General features: G+C 40.8%; 16 protein-coding genes. 9 read left to right on the plus strand and 7 right to left on the minus strand.

The annotated features are described in order from the left end of the window. Nucleotides 1-58 precede the first annotated feature (58 nt). Nucleotides 59-1,381 (plus strand): DUF8457 domain-containing protein, encoded by a 1,323-nt coding sequence (locus K7X70_RS13830; RefSeq protein WP_222537608.1) that lies wholly within the window; start codon nt 59-61, stop codon nt 1,379-1,381. On the opposite strand, the gene rodA is transcribed toward K7X70_RS13830, so the two are convergent. From rodA to purN, 7 genes are all read right to left on the minus strand, one after another. Then, complete coding sequence (rodA, locus tag K7X70_RS13835) at nt 1,374-2,639, minus strand: rod shape-determining protein RodA (RefSeq protein WP_222537609.1); 1,266 nt, start codon at nt 2,637-2,639, stop codon at nt 1,374-1,376. The genes K7X70_RS13830 and rodA overlap by 8 nt on opposite strands. Next, nucleotides 2,640-4,685, minus strand: a complete 2,046-nt coding sequence (mrdA, locus tag K7X70_RS13840) for a penicillin-binding protein 2 (RefSeq protein ID WP_222537610.1) — start codon at nt 4,683-4,685, stop codon at nt 2,640-2,642. It abuts the gene before it with no gap. Next, a complete protein-coding gene (locus K7X70_RS13845; protein WP_062550315.1) occupies nt 4,685-5,200 on the minus strand; it encodes a hypothetical protein in 516 nt (171 codons plus the stop codon). The genes mrdA and K7X70_RS13845 overlap by 1 nt, the downstream gene beginning before the upstream one ends. Continuing rightward, on the minus strand, nt 5,190-6,029 hold the full coding sequence (mreC, locus tag K7X70_RS13850) for a rod shape-determining protein MreC (RefSeq protein ID WP_222537611.1): 840 nt from the start codon (nt 6,027-6,029) through the stop codon (nt 5,190-5,192). The genes K7X70_RS13845 and mreC overlap by 11 nt, the downstream gene beginning before the upstream one ends. Nucleotides 6,030-6,135: 106 nt before the next feature. Continuing rightward, nucleotides 6,136-7,158, minus strand: a complete 1,023-nt coding sequence (locus K7X70_RS13855) for a rod shape-determining protein (protein WP_008246482.1) — start codon at nt 7,156-7,158, stop codon at nt 6,136-6,138. Nucleotides 7,159-7,246: 88 nt separating this feature from the next. Then, a complete protein-coding gene (gene purH, locus K7X70_RS13860; RefSeq protein ID WP_222537612.1) occupies nt 7,247-8,773 on the minus strand; it encodes a bifunctional phosphoribosylaminoimidazolecarboxamide formyltransferase/IMP cyclohydrolase in 1,527 nt (508 codons plus the stop codon). A 145-nt stretch (nt 8,774-8,918) separates the two neighbouring features. Next, nucleotides 8,919-9,497, minus strand: a complete 579-nt coding sequence (gene purN, locus K7X70_RS13865; protein ID WP_222537613.1) for a phosphoribosylglycinamide formyltransferase — start codon at nt 9,495-9,497, stop codon at nt 8,919-8,921. Between the two features lie 682 nt (nt 9,498-10,179). On the opposite strand from purN, the gene rpsT reads away from it, so the two are divergent. The 8 genes from rpsT to K7X70_RS13905 all read left to right on the plus strand — a co-directional run bounded on the left by rpsT (nt 10,180) and on the right by K7X70_RS13905 (nt 17,653). Then, nucleotides 10,180-10,434 carry a 30S ribosomal protein S20 gene (gene rpsT, locus K7X70_RS13870; protein ID WP_062550312.1) on the plus strand — a complete coding sequence of 85 codons (255 nt, stop codon included), beginning with the start codon at nt 10,180-10,182 and terminating at the stop codon, nt 10,432-10,434. 35 nt (nt 10,435-10,469) lie between these two features. After that, on the plus strand, nt 10,470-11,189 hold the full coding sequence (gene radC / locus K7X70_RS13875) for a RadC family protein (protein ID WP_255607187.1): 720 nt from the start codon (nt 10,470-10,472) through the stop codon (nt 11,187-11,189). A gap of 6 nt (nt 11,190-11,195) precedes the next feature. Then, nucleotides 11,196-12,032, plus strand: a complete 837-nt coding sequence (locus K7X70_RS13880) for an endonuclease/exonuclease/phosphatase family protein (RefSeq protein ID WP_222537614.1) — start codon at nt 11,196-11,198, stop codon at nt 12,030-12,032. A gap of 57 nt (nt 12,033-12,089) precedes the next feature. Beyond that, on the plus strand, nt 12,090-14,489 hold the full coding sequence (gene pheT / locus K7X70_RS13885; RefSeq protein ID WP_222537615.1) for a phenylalanine--tRNA ligase subunit beta: 2,400 nt from the start codon (nt 12,090-12,092) through the stop codon (nt 14,487-14,489). A 48-nt stretch (nt 14,490-14,537) separates the two neighbouring features. Further along, the gene (locus K7X70_RS13890) at nt 14,538-14,828 is read left to right on the plus strand and encodes a hypothetical protein (RefSeq protein ID WP_187667317.1); all 291 of its coding nucleotides are present in this window, start codon (nt 14,538-14,540) and stop codon (nt 14,826-14,828) included. 32 nt (nt 14,829-14,860) lie between these two features. Continuing rightward, a complete protein-coding gene (locus K7X70_RS13895; protein ID WP_062550307.1) occupies nt 14,861-15,151 on the plus strand; it encodes a cell division protein ZapA in 291 nt (96 codons plus the stop codon). A gap of 307 nt (nt 15,152-15,458) precedes the next feature. Beyond that, complete coding sequence (rny, locus tag K7X70_RS13900; RefSeq protein ID WP_222537616.1) at nt 15,459-17,021, plus strand: ribonuclease Y; 1,563 nt, start codon at nt 15,459-15,461, stop codon at nt 17,019-17,021. 125 nt (nt 17,022-17,146) lie between these two features. Beyond that, entirely contained in the window at nt 17,147-17,653 is a 507-nt protein-coding gene (locus K7X70_RS13905) for an Mpo1 family 2-hydroxy fatty acid dioxygenase (protein WP_222537617.1), read from the plus strand. Nucleotides 17,654-17,745 lie beyond the last annotated feature (92 nt).

The raw sequence follows: 17,745 nt of genomic DNA on the forward strand, positions 1-17,745 counted from the left end.
AGTACTTTTGAGTAGCAAGTTACCAACATAAAACATCAAATCTGTCGTTATTAAGCCTATGATGAACCAAGAAGATATTTTTAGAAAGATAGGATTGATTTTAGAAGAGCTTCAAGATCAATACGCCTATCTGGCGAGAAACCAGCAGCAATTGAATGAGTTAGAGCTGGAATTGTTTATGGCAAATGCCAACTTTCTATCAGATCATGTTCAGATTGTCAGGAAATTAAACTCCGCTAAAATTCTAAAGGAAATCCCAGCACATACGAGTCCGGATGCTGTTTCTGAAACTGCAAATGCTGAAAATCAGGTGACCTGGGATCAGCCATTAAAATCTCAACAGGATTGGGATACGCCTGCGGAAAATGTAATCATGGAAAACACGACTAAGATTTCCGCGCAGGAATCGGCAACCGAAGTTCCAGTGGCAGGTGTAAATTACCAAAAAGAAGAAGAAATAACACCTATTGCAGCGCCGGAACTTCCAACATTTGTTCCTCCCGTAATTGCGGAAAAGCCGTCATATTCCAATGAATTGTTTACAGAATCTACGACTGAAAAGGAGTCCTTCAAGTTGGATAAAGAACCATCAAGCTTTGAATTTATTCTTAAAGATCTTGGTGCTACCGATAAATTCGATTTCGAAGAGAAATCTGTAGATGCCATTTTCGACCGACCGCTGACTGAAGACGAAGCGCGTATCATTGCCGAAAAGCAAAAGTTAAAAGAACAGGAAGCACAGCAGCAAGAAACAAAGCAGCAGGCTGCAGCAGCTGATCAGAATGACGAGATTGGTCCTGAGCCATTTTTGGTGGCTAAAGAAGAATTACAGCCGGATCCAATCCTAGAAAATACCTTTACAGAAAGGATGGTTTCTGAAACGATCTTTGTAGCGCCTATTGTTCCAATTGTAGAAAGACCCGCTCCAGTACAGGAAAATACTCCTGCTCCGCAAGATGCTCCTGCAGCGCAAAATACCCCGCCAGTACAAAGCAGTCCTGAAGCACAAAATACTCCAGTAAGCCCAACTAAAACCGACAACTCCGAAGCTCCGGCCAAACCAATGTCTTTAAATGAGCGATTGGCAAGTCAGCTGGGAACAAATTCGAATACCACCCATACTGATCCAAGTAAAAACACCATAACCGACTTGAAGCAGGGCATCAATCTAAACGACAAAATGTTGTACATCAAAGACCTGTTTAATGGTTATAACCTGGCTTATGCAGAGGTGATCGACTTGTTAAATAAGATGGCTGATTTTAAAACGGCGGATGCCTTCCTGCAAAATAATTATGCAGAAAAGAACAACTGGGCGGCGAAATCAGGAACGGTAACGAAGTTTTATGAATTGTTAAAACAGCGCTTTCCCGTTAAATAAAGCCCATCCGGTTAGAGTCCAGTTTTAAGAAGATGAACAGCAATACGGTGAAACTCCACAGTGAGGAACCACCGTAGCTGATAAAAGGCAAAGGAATTCCAATTACGGGAATGATCCCTATGGTCATTCCTATGTTAATGAACACGTGGAAAAAGAGAATACTGGCCACGCAATAGCCGTATACCCTGGAGAAGGTAGAACGCTGTCGCTCGGCAAGATTGATGATCCGAAGGAGCATAAATATATACAGTGCAACCACGGTAAAGCAGCCCACAAAACCCCATTCTTCACCAATGGTGGAGAAAATGAAGTCAGTACTTTGCTCAGGTACATAACCGTATTTTGTTTGTGTACCTTCCAAAAATCCCCTTCCGGTTAATTGTCCGGAACCAATGGCAATCTTCGATTGAATTACATTGTATCCAGCTCCTTTAGGGTCTGTTTTAAGGCCCAACAGGATTTCAATCCTTGTGCGCTGATGAGGCTCTAACACCTTTTCGTAGGCAAATTTTACCAGAAACAAGTAAGCCACTGCGACCACCGTGACGATGATACAGGAGATCATGACCTTGTGTTTTCTTCTGTTTTGATAGATAAACAGACCACCTATGGCTAGGATGAGTGGTATTAATATCTCTGCGGGAACGAGGAAATCTGCGATAAACAGCACGATCATTCCTAAAAAGATCAATAGGAAATAGCCCGATAGTCCTTCTCTGTACAATGGAAACATGAAGGATAAAAACACCAACGCTGAACCTGTATCCGGTTGAAGCATGATCAAAAACAGTGGAATCCCCACGATCACAGCAGCGAAAAATATAGATTTTACATCCCTGAATTTGGGGTTAAAGGAGCTCACATACCTTGCCAGGAGTAGGGCGGTACCAAATTTCGCCAGCTCAGAGGGCTGGAGTCTAAAGCTTCCCAAAGGGATCCAGGCCTGGTTTCCAGCTACTTTTCTTCCTACAACGAGTACTGCAATGAGCAGCAGCATCGTGAGCCCATACACAATGGGAGAGAAGACACTAAAGAATTTGGCATCCAGTAATAAGATGGAAAATCCAAGAATCAATCCGGTAATGATATAGATCAGCTGCTTCCCGTATTTGGCGGCAAAGCTAAAATCATTAGACTCCACGCCATTAAAGATTGAAGCGTAAATATTTACAAACCCAATGGTACACAAGGCTACGTAAAGCAGGATGGTGATCCAGTCTACATTGAAAAAGAAACGGTTGCCTTGCTGTGTTGTCATTTATGGTGTTTGTGAAATGGGTTTACTATTTGTTGTTTTTGCAGGTATACCTGCTGGTTTTACGGGTACGATCGTCGCCTTAGCGGGTACTGTACTTGCTGCTGCTCCAGCTGCTGTTGCAGGTAAGACCTTTGCTGGAGTCAGGGACTTTCCTGTAGAATCTTTTTTCAAAGAATCGGTCAGCAATGGCTTCGCTTTTAGTTTCGGTTTTTTCGGCACAGGTAAGATGACTTGTTTTTTCATCCATTCTGCACCGGCCCTTTTATTCACAGAAAGACTATCTTTCAGATATTTCTCTGCAATGTAACTGGCAATAGGAGCAGCATACGTACTTCCAAAACCTGCATTTTCAACGACTACTGCGATGGCAATCTTTGGATTGTCGCGGGGGGCAAAGCCGATAAATACGGAGTGATTTTTTCCACGCGGATTTTGTACCGTTCCTGTTTTACCGCACATCACAATGTTTTCAATTGCAGATTGTCTGGCAGTACCCCAAGGTGCATTTACCGCATCTTGCATCCCATCGATAACGGGCTCAAAATGTCTGGCATCTACATCCACATAGTTTTTGCGGGCATATTCTTTCTTGATGACTTTATTCTCACCGATGGCTTTAATCAGATGGGGTTTTACATAATAGCCTCTGTTGGCAATGATGGCCATGATATTGGCCATCTGTAATGGTGTGGCATCCATTTCACCCTGACCAATTCCAAGGGAAATCACCGTAGTATATCCCCAGCGATTGCCGTATTTTTTGTTGTAATGATCGGAGGTATATAAGTTTCCCGGACGTTCTGAAGGAAGATCTACCCCTAGCTTTTCACCAAGGCCAAATTTCTGTACCCGCTTCTGCCATTCATCATAGGCAATCCGTTGGTTTTTGAATTTCTTCTGTGTCATAAGTTTCTGGAACACATACAAGGCATACGTATTACAAGACCTGGCCAAACCTTTACGCAGACTGATATTTCCGTCTACGTGTTCACATTTCACCTTATGGTTTCCGGCCATGTAATAACCCGGACAGTTAAATGTGGTATTTGGATCTATGACACCTTCCTGTAAGCCTAAAAGCGCATCGAGCGGCTTAAACGAGGATCCTGGGGAATAATACCCCTGGATTGGACGTACCGTAAATACGCGGTTTGGATTTTTCTCCTGATTGATCAGGTCCATGTAGTTGTTACCCTGCTGACGACCTACCATGAGGTTGGGATCGTAACCTGGGCTGCTGACAAAGGCTAGAATTTCTCCTGTTGCAGGCTCAATGGCTACTATACTGCCCACTTTATTTTTCATTAGCTCTTCTCCAAGCTTCTGAATGCGAAAATCCAGGGAAGAAATCACTTTTTCTCCAGATCTGGCAAGGGTATCAAATTTTCCTTCGGCATAACTTCCTTTCGGTACATTTCGGGCATCATAAAGCATATTGATGATGCCCTTTTCACCACGGAGTACATCGTTATATTGTTTTTCTACGCCTGCTTTTCCAATATAATCACCGGGACGGTAATAGCCATCGCTCATTTCAATGTCTTTCTTGGACACCTCCTTTACATAGCCAAAGAAATGGCCTGCGAGACTATCCGGATAATACCTAACCGTTCTGCTCTGTACGAAGAAGCCTGGAAAACGAGCAAGCTGCTCGGATAAAGCAGCATAGACTTGTACAGAAAGTTGTTTTTCAAAAATACTAGGCTGATACCTGGATTGGACGCTCGCTCTATTGAAACTCTTCTTAAAGCGTTTCATGTCAATGCCAATGATGTTGATCAGCGATAGCGTATCAAATTCTTTCACCTGATTTGGGATCACCATTAGGTCATATACCGGTTCATTCTGAACCAGCACCTTTTCATTTCTATCGAGGATTACCCCTCTGGCAGGGAAGGTATAGATCTTACGCAATACATTACTTTCGGCAGAAAGGAAGTACTTGTCGCTGGCCACCTGGATGTAAAACAGGGTACCGACCAGGATTAAGGCGACCAATATAAATAAGCCTTGAATAATATATTTACGGTTAAATAGATTGTCCATTAGCGTGCCTTCCTGTTATAGAACATGAATTCTATAAGTATAATTAAAAATAACGTAAATACACCACTCAAAAGACACCTCAATAGGGTGTAAGAGAATTCTGTTAAGCGGAATGTTTCCAGGAAAAAGAGCACCAGGTGATGGGCAAAAGTACAAAGGGTCGCATAAATGCTGAACCATTTGAAACCCATATTTCCGAGCGTAGGCTCCGGTTCGTCAAAATTGTCTTTGTTTACAGTCAATGCGATAAAGGAGATCCTGACAAATACCAGGGTCACACAGGCAGTGGTATGTACGCCCAAAGTATCATAAAAAGCATCCATGGTTAAACCGGTTGCAAAAGCGATCAGGTATAACAGGAGGTTTGGCGTTTTAAAGGGCAGTAACAGTAAAAAAAGAATATAAACAAAGGGAGTGGCCAGGCTGTAAAAGCTCAGGTTTCTAAGGAGTAGGATCTGAATAAAAAGTAGTAAGAACCATCTGAAGATGTTTACCAATATTATTTTACTGTTCATTTGGCAATTTTGATTCTAAAGCTTTCTGTTCCTGTGCTAATTTGTCTTTAATGACATAAACATATTGTAAGGTACTAAAATCATTGAAAAGATCGATTTCGATCGTCATGAAATTATCCCCTGTGGAGATGCCGGTATTGCTCACTCTGCCCACAAGGATACCTGGAGGGAAGTGGGAATAACTGGAGGTCACTACGGTGTCTTTTAAGGCAATTTTGTAGTGATTTGGTACATCTTTGATATACGCTTTTCTATAGTCAAAATTCTTAGTTCCCCAGACTAGGGTACCCATGGCATTGTTTTTCTTTAAGGTGACACTCACTTTGGTGTCTTTATGCAGTAAAGACTCAATGGTGGCCAGGTGTTCTGAAACATCTCTGATATAGCCCACTACACCTTTTCCCTGAGAAATGACTGCCATACCACTTTCAATACCATCGGCAGTACCGCGGTTGATGGTGATGATGTTATTCCTGAGCGTAATCGAATTCTTGATAACCCTTGCTGAGAGATAAGTGTATTGAGTTTTGTTGAGCGTGTCTTTAACGACTACATTTTTCGCACTGTCGATACTGTTGAGTGCAAGAAGTTCTGTTTTTAGCTTCGCATTTTCTGCTGCCAAGCTATCATTTACATCCCCTAAATTGATGTATTTTTTTAATACATTCAGGTTTTTATAAGCGGTACCGACTACTTCATTGGTGGAGTTAACGGTTACACTACGCTGATAGGAGTTATTGCTTACTGTCAGATAAATTCCGATAGTGAAGAAAATGATAAAAAAGAAAAATGCGTTGTATCTGTTTATAAAAATCCAAAGGTTACGCATACTTTTCGATTCGGGGTTTTAGTTTTTGTAAACTGAGTTTAAGCTTTAAGCTCGCCAAATGGCCTGATCAGCCAGGAAAGACTTAAAACTTAAACTCAGGCTACTTTTATTGCATTAAGAATTTATAACCACCAATATTTTTCAGGGCGATACCTGTTCCACGTACTACTGCACGAAGTGGATCTTCGGCAACGTGTACTGGAAGTTTGGTTTTTGCCGCTACACGTTTGTCTAAACCGCGTAATAGGGCACCACCACCTGTCAGGTAAATACCAGTCTGATAAATATCTGCAGAAAGCTCCGGAGGAGTAATCTCTAATGCTTTAAGAATTGCTTCTTCAATTTTTGAAATAGATTTGTCCAGGCAATGGGCGATTTCAGTGTAAGAAACGGTGATTTGCTTCGGAACACCTGTCATTAAATCTCTACCTTGAACTGCGAAGTCTGCAGGTGGATCAGTTAATTCCGGCAATGCCGCACCTACTTCAATCTTGATTTTCTCCGCAGTACGATCTCCGATCATAATGTTGTGCTGACGACGGATATAGTTCACAATGTCAGAATCAAAGTTATCTCCGGCAACGCGGATCGACTGGTCACATACGATACCTGATAACGCGATTACCGCGATCTCAGTCGTACCACCACCTATATCAATGATCATGTTACCCATCGGCTCTTCTACGTCAATTCCGATCCCTACAGCAGCTGCCATAGGCTCATGAATCAGGTAAACTTCTTTTGCGCCTGCGATTTCCGCTGAATCTCTTACTGCACGTTTCTCTACCTCAGTGATACCGGAAGGGATACAAATGACCATTCTTAAGGAAGGGAACATCCATCCTTTACCACCATTCAGCATACGGATCATTCCTTTGATCATCGCTTCTGCAGCATTGAAATCGGCAATAACGCCATCTTTTAGTGGTCTTACCGTACGGATGTTATCGTGCGTTTTTCCCTCCATTTGCATGGCCTGACGGCCAATAGCGATGATTTTATTTGTTTGTCTGTCGAAAGCAACAATGGATGGCTCATCCACTACTACCTTGTCATTATGTATGATTAGAGTGTTAGCCGTTCCTAAATCGATAGCAACCTCTTGTGTAAACCAATTAAATAAACCCATTTATTAGGTGATAATTTAAGTATTAAAAATTCTGTATACTATAGTAATGTAAAACTACGTCTTTTTATTGTATTCGCAGTTAAATAAATTAGTGTTTAAAATGTCTAATACCTGTGGTAACCATTGCGATGCCTTTCTCATTCGCCATATTGATCGAGTCGGCATCTTTAATTGAACCACCTGGTTGTAAAACGGCAGTAATGCCTGCTTCAGCTGCGATTTCTACACAATCAGGGAAAGGGAAGAATGCATCAGATGCCATTACTGAACCTTCCAATGGGAAGTTGAATGCATTTGCTTTTACGATGGCCTGTTTCAAAGCGTCTACTCTTGACGTCTGACCTACACCACTCGATAGCAACTGGTTGTTTTTTACAAATACAATGGTATTAGATTTGGTATGTTTAACGATTTTATTCGCAAAGAAAAGATCCTTAAGTTCTTCAGCAGTAGGTGCTTTCTCCGTAACTGTAGTCATTTGATCTGCGTTTTCGATGATCAGATCTTTATCTTGTTCAATTACACCATTCAATAAAGTTTTGAATTGTTTTTTGCTCAATTCTACTTCATTTCTCTGTAAGATCACTCTGTTCTTTTTCGCGCGGAAAAGTTCAACAGCTTCCGGCTGATAAGCAGGGGCGATCAATACTTCGAAGAATAATTTGTTGATTTCTTCAGCTGTGGCCAGGTCGATTTCGCGGTTGGCAATTAATACACCACCGAAAGCACTTACCGGATCGCAAGCCAATGCGGTATCCCATGCTTCTTTAATGGTTGCTTTTGAAGCTACACCACAAGCATTGGTATGTTTTAAGATGGCAAATGTTGGCTCTTCGAATTCATCAATTAAAGCAACAGCAGCATCTACGTCAACCAGGTTGTTATAAGAAAGCTCTTTACCATTCAGTTTAGTGAACATAGCGTTTAAATCACCATAGAATACACCTTGCTGATGAGGGTTTTCGCCGTATCTCAGTACCTGAGCAGTATTGATGCTTTGTTTGAATACATTTAGTGGCTCTTCCGTATTGAAATAGTTGAAGATGGCCGTATCATAGTGAGAAGAAGTATGGAAAGCTTTTTTCGCATAAGCTTTACGCTGAGCGATAGTTGTTGTTCCTTCTTGTTCTTCTAATTGATGTTGTAAGGTCGCGTAGTCGTCTTTTGAAGCAAGGATCACTACGTCATTGAAATTTTTAGCAGCTGCTCTGATCAGAGAGATACCGCCGATGTCGATTTTCTCAATGATTTCTTCTTCAGAACCACCAGCTTTTAAAGTTTCTTCGAATGGGTATAAATCTACAATAACCAGGTCGATTTCAGGGATCTCATATTCATTGATCTGCTCCTGATCTGAAGCCAGGCCTCTTCTGTTTAAGATACCACCGAAAACTTTAGGGTGTAATGTCTTTACCCTGCCTCCTAAAATAGAAGGATAACCTGTAAGGTCTTCCACTGCTGTAACCGGCAGATTTAGGTCTTTAATAAATTGTTCGGTACCACCAGTTGAAAATAACTGCACACCCTGTTTAGCTAACAGGCGAACTAAAGGTTCTAAACCATCCTTGTAATAAACTGAAATTAAAGCGTTTTTGATCTTTATCGATTGACTCATTAGAGAAAAATTTTGAGCCGCAAAAGTACCCATTTTTCTTTTAATGTCAAATGCTTATTTGCAGTATATTAAAGGAAGATTATCTTTCTAATCATCTGGCTCTTTTTTACCTGCTGTTTAGAAAGAAAACCTGCCGAATCTGCTGCTATTTTTTGATCTTTTTGATGATTGATTCTACGATGCGGGGATAGTGGTTGTGTTCCAGCTGCTGCCCTTTAAATTTGATCATTTCCAGGTTGTCATCTTTCTCGATTTTGTATTTCGCCTGGTAAATATATTCTCCTTCATCGTAGTTCTCGTCTACATAATGAATGGTAATACCACCTTCTGGTTCTTTTGCTGCTATCACTGCATGGTGTACGTGGTCACCATACATGCCTTTTCCGCCGAATTTAGGCAGGATGGCAGGGTGAATGTTGACAATGCGTCCTGGGTATTCCTGGATCAGGTTTTTGGGAATCAGCCATAAGAATCCAGCCAATACAATTAAATCGATCTCCAGATTTTTCAGTAAGCCAATGATCTTTTCAGTATGGTAAAATTCGTTCCTGTCAAAGATATGAGAAGGGATTTCGAAATTATCTGCACGCTGTAAGACGTAAGCATCAGGATTGTTGGTCAGTACCAATGCGATTTCTGCTTCCGGGTGGTGTTTGAAATGCTCCATTAATTTCTGGGCATTAGAACCCGAGCCTGAAGCGAATATAGCGATGCGTTTTTTCATAGGTGCATTTTGTTTAATAGAAATCAAGCTGGCCCTGCCTGTTTAAAAGGCGGATAATATTTTTCAAAAATAGTATTTTAAGGCTTTACTGGAAGCTTTTTATTGCTTTTTGTCTTTCTGGAGCGGAGTGGAGTGCGGATTTGTTTTTTTTACCGAAAAAAAAGACGAGAAAGTGGAGGGGAAGTGTTCGGGAAGAGATCGGACTTACCATAGGGTTCGGAAGGGGTTGCTATAGGGTTCGGATAGGGTTGGTATAGGGTTGCTATAGTATCTGCTATCCAAACCCTATCCGAACCCTATAGCAACCCCTTCCAGAGACTATAAAAATGCAGGTCTCTTCCCGGGCACATCCGCGCTTCATTTCCGGGTTTTCTGATAATTTCGATTAATGTCGTTTTTTCTATTACCTTTGTCGCAGTATGCAAAATCACCTTATGGTGTTTGGTATGCTCGCAGCGGATGCTTCATCAGGAATTGAAATTTTTAAACAAGCTGAACTTTCTAAAGTATTATAAATCAATAATTAAGATTTATTGAAAATATTTACGAGTTCATTTTGCATATTAAAAACATTAATTCTATATTTGCAGTCCGAAAAAAAGGAAAAACAAAAGGCTGGTAGCGGTTGGGTTTGTGCCCAATATTCTTGAAAGCTTTAAAAGGAATATTATAATATTGAAAAATGGCAAATCATAAATCTTCGTTAAAAAGAATTAGAGCAAACGCAACTAAACGTTTACGTAACAGATATCAGGCAAAAACTACTCGTACCTTTATCAAAAGGTTACGTGCTGCTGAAGATCAAAAAACAGGAAAAGAGTTATTACCGAAAGTAATCTCTATGTTAGATCGTTTGGCTAAGAAAAACGTTATTCACAAGAATAAAGCAGCTAACAACAAATCTAAATTGACTAAATTTGTTAATGGCTTAAAATAAGCATAGCTTTACAATATTATAGACGGGATGTGCTTATGGCATATCCCGTTTTTTTGTTTATGGGTATTTATGAAACGAGATTAGGAATTAAGCAATGGGCAGAAGCAGACCGGCCCCGGGAGAAACTCATCCTTCATGGGCGCAGGCACCTGACTGATGCGGAGCTGGTTGCGATATTTATCGTTTCCGGGAATGCGGAAGAGACTGCAGTAGATTTAAGCAAGCGTATTTTGGCCTCCTGCAATCAGGACCTGGATGCTTTAGGCAGGATGAGCGTGCAGGATTTATGCAAGTTTCGTGGAATAGGTGAGGCGAGGGCGATCTCGATCATCAGCGCATTGGAACTCGGCCGCAGGCGAAAACCAAGTACGGTCATATTACCCAAGATTACCAGTTCTCATGATTGTCACCGGGAACTCTCTCCAGTACTGACGGATTTAACACATGAGGAGTTTTGGATTTTATTACTCAACAGGGCCAATGAAGTATTGGCAAAATTACAAATTAGCGTAGGTGGCTTATCAGGAACGGTAGCCGATCCAAAAATAATCTATAAGATTGCATTGGAACATGGAGCGTCTTATGTAGTACTGGCGCACAATCACCCTTCTGGAAATCTAAAACCCAGCCCCGAAGATCTGCACCTCACCAAAAAACTAGTGTCCGCAGGGAAGTTATTAGACCTGCCGGTACTGGATCACTTAATTATTACAAACAAATCTTTCTTTAGTTTCAATGATGATGGCTTAATTTAGCCAGCCATGAAGAAAATTATCCAACTCAGTATAGCTGGTCTGCTGCTGATTGCAACAGCCTATGCACAATCGGGAAAACCGTTCCATGTGATGTCCTATAACATCCGTTTAAATGTAGCCTCTGATGGTGTAAATGCCTGGCCTAACCGTAAAGATGAGGTGAAAGCTTTAGTAAGGTTTCATGATGCCGATATTTTATGTGTACAGGAAGCCTTGCCTTTACAGGTAGATCAGTTGCTGGAAAACACAAACTATGCGATGGAAGGAGTAGGACGTGATGACGGAAAGCGTCAAGGAGAATTTTCGGCTATTTATTATGATAAATCCAGGTTTACGAGAAAAGATGGAGGTACTTTCTGGTTGTCGGAAACGCCAGACAAGCCTTCTAAAGGCTGGGATGCAGTACTGAACCGGGTTTGTTCCTGGGTGAGGTTATACGATCGCCTCAATAAAAAGGAATTTTTGGTGTTCAACACGCATTATGATCATATCGGTGTGCAGGCACGTATAGAATCTGCCAAGCTCATTAAAAGAAAAATACAGGAAATTGCACCCAGCTTACCAGTGGTTTTAACAGGGGATTTGAATGTAACTCCCGACACAGAAGCGATTGCCACCATTAAATCTTTCCTTATTGATGCGAAGACAGCTTCAGTGGAACCCGCTTACGGACCTGAAGGAACTTTCAATAACTTTAAGTTCGACAGCCCTTTAAAGGATAAGATTGATTACATCTTTGTGAACAAAGGTTTTAAGGTGCAAAAGTTTGGCGTGTTATCTGATAGTAAAAATTTAAGGTATCCATCAGACCACTTACCAATTATTGCCCGTTTATCTTTCTAAGAGGTTTACACCGACGGCATTATTTTATATCTTTGCATTTTATACCGAACATATAACATGAAGATATCATACAAGTGGCTGACACAATTTCTGAAAACTGATAAAACTCCTGAAGAACTTTCCCTAATCCTGACTAATATCGGGCTGGAAGTAGAAAGTCTGGAAACCGTACAACCGATTGCAGGTGGTTTAGAAGGATTGGTGATTGGACACGTCATCAGCTGTGTGCAACATCCTAATGCCGATCGTTTACGTGTGACTACGGTAGATGTAGGTACAGGAACGAATATTCAAGTGGTTTGCGGTGCGCCAAATGTTGGCGAAGGACAGAAAGTGGTGGTGGCTACTGTAGGAACTACCGTTTATCCAAATGAAGGAGAGCCTTTCAAAATCAACAAATCTAAGATCAGAGGCGAAGTTTCTGAAGGAATGATCTGTGCAGAAGATGAAATCGGACTGGGTGTTTCCCATGATGGAATTATGGTGCTTCCGGAAGCTACTGAAGTTGGGATTACTGCGAAAGTGTATTTCAACCTGGAAGATGATTATTTGTATGAAATCGGATTGACGCCTAACCGGGCTGATGCGGCTTCCCACTTAGGGGTAGCAAGAGATCTAGCAGCATATTTACGTTTACCAATCACGATGCCGGATGTTGCTGCTTTTAAAACAGCAAATGAAAGTCTGGCCATCCAGGTAACTGTTGAAGATGCCGAAGCTTGTCCGAGATACAGCAGTGTTGCGATCTCTGGGGTAACGGTAAAAACTTCTCCAGACTGGTTACAGGATAAATTAAAAGTAATCGGTATCCGTCCGATCAATAATATAGTAGACATCACCAATTATGTATTGCATGAATTAGGGCAGCCTTTACATGCTTTTGATGCAGATCATTTGACTGGTGGCAAAGTTATCGTGAAGAAATGTGCAGAAGGTACTCCTTTTGTAACACTTGATGGCGTAGAACGCAAGCTTTCAGCAGAGGATCTGATGATCTGTAATGCAGAAGCACCAATGTGTATCGCTGGTGTATTTGGCGGTAAAAATTCTGGCGTAAGCGAAACAACCACAAACATCTTTCTGGAAAGTGCTTATTTCGATGCTAAATCGGTACGTAAGACTTCAAAAAGACATGGTTTAAAGACTGATGCCTCTTTCAGATTTGAGCGAGGTACAGATCCTGAGATTACCGTTTACGCTTTAAAACGCGCGGCTTTATTGATCCAGGAATTAGCAGGTGGAGAGATTTCTTCTACTGTTTCTGATATTTATCCAGCACCAATCGCTGCTTTTGATGTAGAAGTGAGCTACAACAACATCAATAAGCTGATCGGTGTAGAAATCCCTCATGAAGAGATCAAAGCCATCATTACTTCATTGAACATGGAAGTTGCAGCAGAAACTGCGGAAGGCTTGTCTTTAAAAGTGCCAACCTATAAAGTAGATGTGACCCGCGAATGCGATGTAACAGAAGAGGTATTGAGAATCTACGGTTACAATAATATTGAGATTCCAACTAAAGTTAATGCTTCTTTATCTTACGGTACTAAGCCGAATAAAGAACAAACACAGCACGTCATTGCAGATATGTTAACTGCAAACGGCTATTTAGAGATCTGGTGTAACTCCTTAACTAAAGGTGCTTATTCTAAAGTACCAGAAGAAGCAGTTCATATTTTGAACCCATTGAGTTCGGATTTGAATGTGATGCGTCAGGGTTTATTAATGCCGGCATTGGAAAGTGTAGCCTATAACCTGAACAGAAAAACAACTGATATTAAGTTTTATGAATTCGGTAAAACTTATCATTTGATCAATGAGAAATATGTTGAACGTCCGCGTTTACTGATCGTATTGTCTGGAGCTAATCAATCAGAGCAATGGAATCACAAGCCATCACCAGTAACTTTTTACCATTTGAAAGCGGCTGTAGATGCTGTAATCGGACGTCTGGGCATTACCAATTATCAATCAGAAGAGGTAAATGATGAAAACTTCGCATATGGGCTGAAGTATTTCAGAGGCGATAAAGCGATGGTTACTTTTGGTGCGGTGACTGCTGCTGATCAGAAAACGGCCGATGTGGAAAAAGATGTGTTTTACGCAGATTTTGACTGGGCATTGCTCTTGGAGATCATTAAAAAGAATAAAATTGTGAACAAGGAAGTGTCGAAATATCCTGCGGTAAGGAGAGATTTATCGATGTTGGTAGACCTGGATGTGACCTTTGATCAATTGAAAACTATTGCCTTTAAAACAGAGAAGAAGCTGATTAAGAGCGTACAGGTGTTCGATGTATACGTTGGAGACCGCTTGCCGGAAGGGAAGAAATCTTATGCCTTAAACTTCACTTTGCAAGATGAAGAGCAGACCTTAACCGACAAGCAAATTGATGCGGTGATGCAAAAGATTATTTCTAACTTAGCGCAAACAGCAAAAGCGGAAATAAGAAAATAATTTATTGCTTTTAAATAATTTTTAGATTAGTACAAAAACTTTAATAACATGTCTTCGGTTGCCGATCAATTAAACTCCGTATTGCAAAAAACAGCTCGCGTAATAGAGCTCTGTAATGCCTTACAGGAAGAAAACGATTTATTAAAGCAGGAAAATCAAGCGGTAAAAGGGGCACTGGATAATGCTAAAACTCAGCGCGCAGACCTGGAAGAAAAGCTCCGTGTACTGAAATTAGCGAAAAGTATTGAGGGTACAAGTGAAAAGACACTTGATATAAAGCAAAAAATTAACGATTTTGTGCGTGAAATAGATAAGTGCGTGGTCTTACTGAAGAAGTAGGGAAAACAGAAAAAGTGAAACAAAGCTAAGAAATGGGAGAAATCTCGATAAAAATAACTATTTCCGACCGTATCTATCCCTTAAAGGTAAATACGGAAGAGGAAGAAATTGTGAGGCGGGCAGCAAAGATTATCAATGAGCGCATAAAGGACTACCAGGAAAATTATGCGGTTAGGGATAAACAGGATTTGCTTTCTATGGCGGTGCTGCATTATGCAACAGCAGTACTGAGGGTAGAAAATAAAGTCCAGGATCAGGACACTGTAGTCGCCGAAAAGGTAGAGGAACTGGATAGTTTATTAAATGATTTTTTCTCCAAATAGGATCGTTCTTTATATGAGTTAAGATTAGCACAACGATATAGCCGCAGCTAGATCTTGAGTTTCACAATTTTAAAAACTTAACACTTCAATATTTATAGAATTAAGAGGGTGTATTTCATCTGCATTTATGTACCTGAAAATGACCTAAATTCTAATTATAACTCGTTGAGGTTTTTAATACGTGGGACTTTAAGATTTAGTTGCGGTTTTTTTTACAGAAAAAATTTACGTTGTCGCATGGGAAATGAACACCAATAGCGGTTCTGCCCTCGGGACAAGGGAAATATATAAATACAGATGAATTAAAATGGAAATAGTAGGAATAATTGGATATGTACTGGCCGGCTTAGTTGTTGGCGTTCTAGTAGGCAGATACCTGCTGCGCAGCTTGCTGAAAAATCAGGAGATTGCCGCACAGACCAAGGTAAAAAAGATGCTTAAAGATGCAGAAAGTAAGGCTGAAATCCTTAGGAAAGACAAGTTACTGGAAGCAAAAGAGAAGTTTTTACAGTTGAAATCTGAGCATGAGCAGGAAGTAAATACAAAGAACAACCAGATCAACCAGCGTGAAAATGCAATGAAACAGAAAGAACAGTCTGTGAATCAGCGTTTGGAAAATATGAACCGCAAGGAACAGGAGCTGGACAATACGAAGAAGAACCTGGAAAAACAGACTGAAGTAGCGGTTAAAAAACAGGAAGAAGTAGATTTGCTGAAAAATCAGCATGTAAAACAGCTGGAAACCATTGCCGGTTTAAGCGCAGAAGAAGCGAAAAACCAATTGGTAGAAAACATGAAGCAGGAAGCCCGTACGCAGGCGATGATTCAGGTAAAGGATATTGTAGATGAAGCCAAACTAACCGCAACGAAAGAAGCGAAAAAGGTGGTGATTCAAACCATTCAGCGTACTGCAGTAGAAGCAGCGATTGAAAATACAGTTTCGATCTTCCATATTGAAAGTGATGAGATTAAAGGTCGTGTAATTGGTAGAGAAGGACGTAACATTCGTGCTTTAGAAGCCGCTACAGGAATTGAAATCATTGTTGATGATACACCGGAAGCGATCATTTTATCAGGTTTCGACCCGGTAAGAAGAGAGATTGCCCGTTTGGCATTACACCGTTTGGTAACGGATGGCAGGATCCACCCAGCACGTATTGAAGAGGTGGTGGCTAAAACAAAGAAACAAATTGAAGATGAGATCGTAGAAATCGGTGAACGTACCGTAATTGATTTACAGATCCATGGTTTACACCCGGAACTGATCAGAATGGTGGGACGTATGCGTTACCGTTCTTCTTATGGCCAGAACTTATTACATCACTCTCGTGAGGTAGCGAATTTCTGTGCAACGATGGCTGCTGAATTAGGCTTAAACGCTAAAATGGCGAAACGTGCGGGATTATTACACGATATAGGTAAAGTACCTGATGACAACCCGGAATTGCCTCACGCAATCTTAGGGATGCAGCTGGCTGAAAAATATAAAGAACATCCTGAAATTTGTAATGCCATTGGTGCTCACCATGACGAGATCGAGATGACTTCAATGATTTCACCAATCGTTCAGGCTTGTGATGCCATCTCTGGTGCGCGTCCAGGTGCCCGTCGTGAGGTAGTGGAAAGTTACATCAAGCGTTTGAAAGAACTGGAAGAACTAGCCCTTTCTTATCCTGGTGTAGAGAAAACTTTCGCCATCCAGGCAGGTAGAGAATTAAGGGTAGTGGTAGAAAGTGAAAGAGTAACGGATCAGCAGGCAGAATTGTTAGCAGCCGATATCTCTAACCGCATTCAAACAGAAATGACTTACCCGGGTCAGATTAAAGTCACAGTAATCAGGGAAACCAGATCTGTTTCTTTTGCGAAATAGTTGACAACTAAAGCTTAAGCAATTAAGCTGACTAATATTTAAAACGAAAGCGGTGGAATTATCCATCGCTTTCTTTATTTTTACTAAAATCTAATATCGGATCGCTACAAAAAATGAAGAAACACATGAAGACGAAAGCAGTAGAGAAAAGCAAAGTGGATGTTCTTTTTGATAAATACGCAGAAAGCCATCAAAATCATACCAATGAAATGATCCATTGGATATGTGTACCATTGATTGTTTTTAGTCTGCTGGGTTTAGTATGGGCCATTCCTTTTCCACACCTGGCCTTCCTGGGCAAGTACAATGGTTTTGTGAACTGGGCATCCTTTCTGATCGCTTTCTCGGTATATTATTACTATAAGCTTTCCCCGATCATGTCTTACCTGATGCTGCTGCTGATTTGTCTGATGTCTTTCTTTATTGTGATGTTAGAGAAATGGGAACTGGCCGGTGGACCGGCAGTTTGGTTAGTCTGTGCAGTGATCTTTGTAGGCGCCTGGATCGGACAATTTATCGGTCATAAGATCGAAGGAAAAAAACCTTCATTTTTAGAAGATGTTAAGTTTTTGTTAATTGGCCCAATTTGGTTATTGCACTTTATATGCAAAAAAATAGGGTTAAAATATTGAGCCAAACCTCATTTAACATGAAGTTAACACTGTGATAAACGAATGGTAATTGTGAGCTAATATAGACCTAACATTGTGGTAATAGTTTTGCC

The organism is Pedobacter polysacchareus (genome assembly GCF_019802255.1).
Taxonomy (GTDB): Bacteria; Bacteroidota; Bacteroidia; order Sphingobacteriales; family Sphingobacteriaceae; genus Pedobacter; species Pedobacter polysacchareus.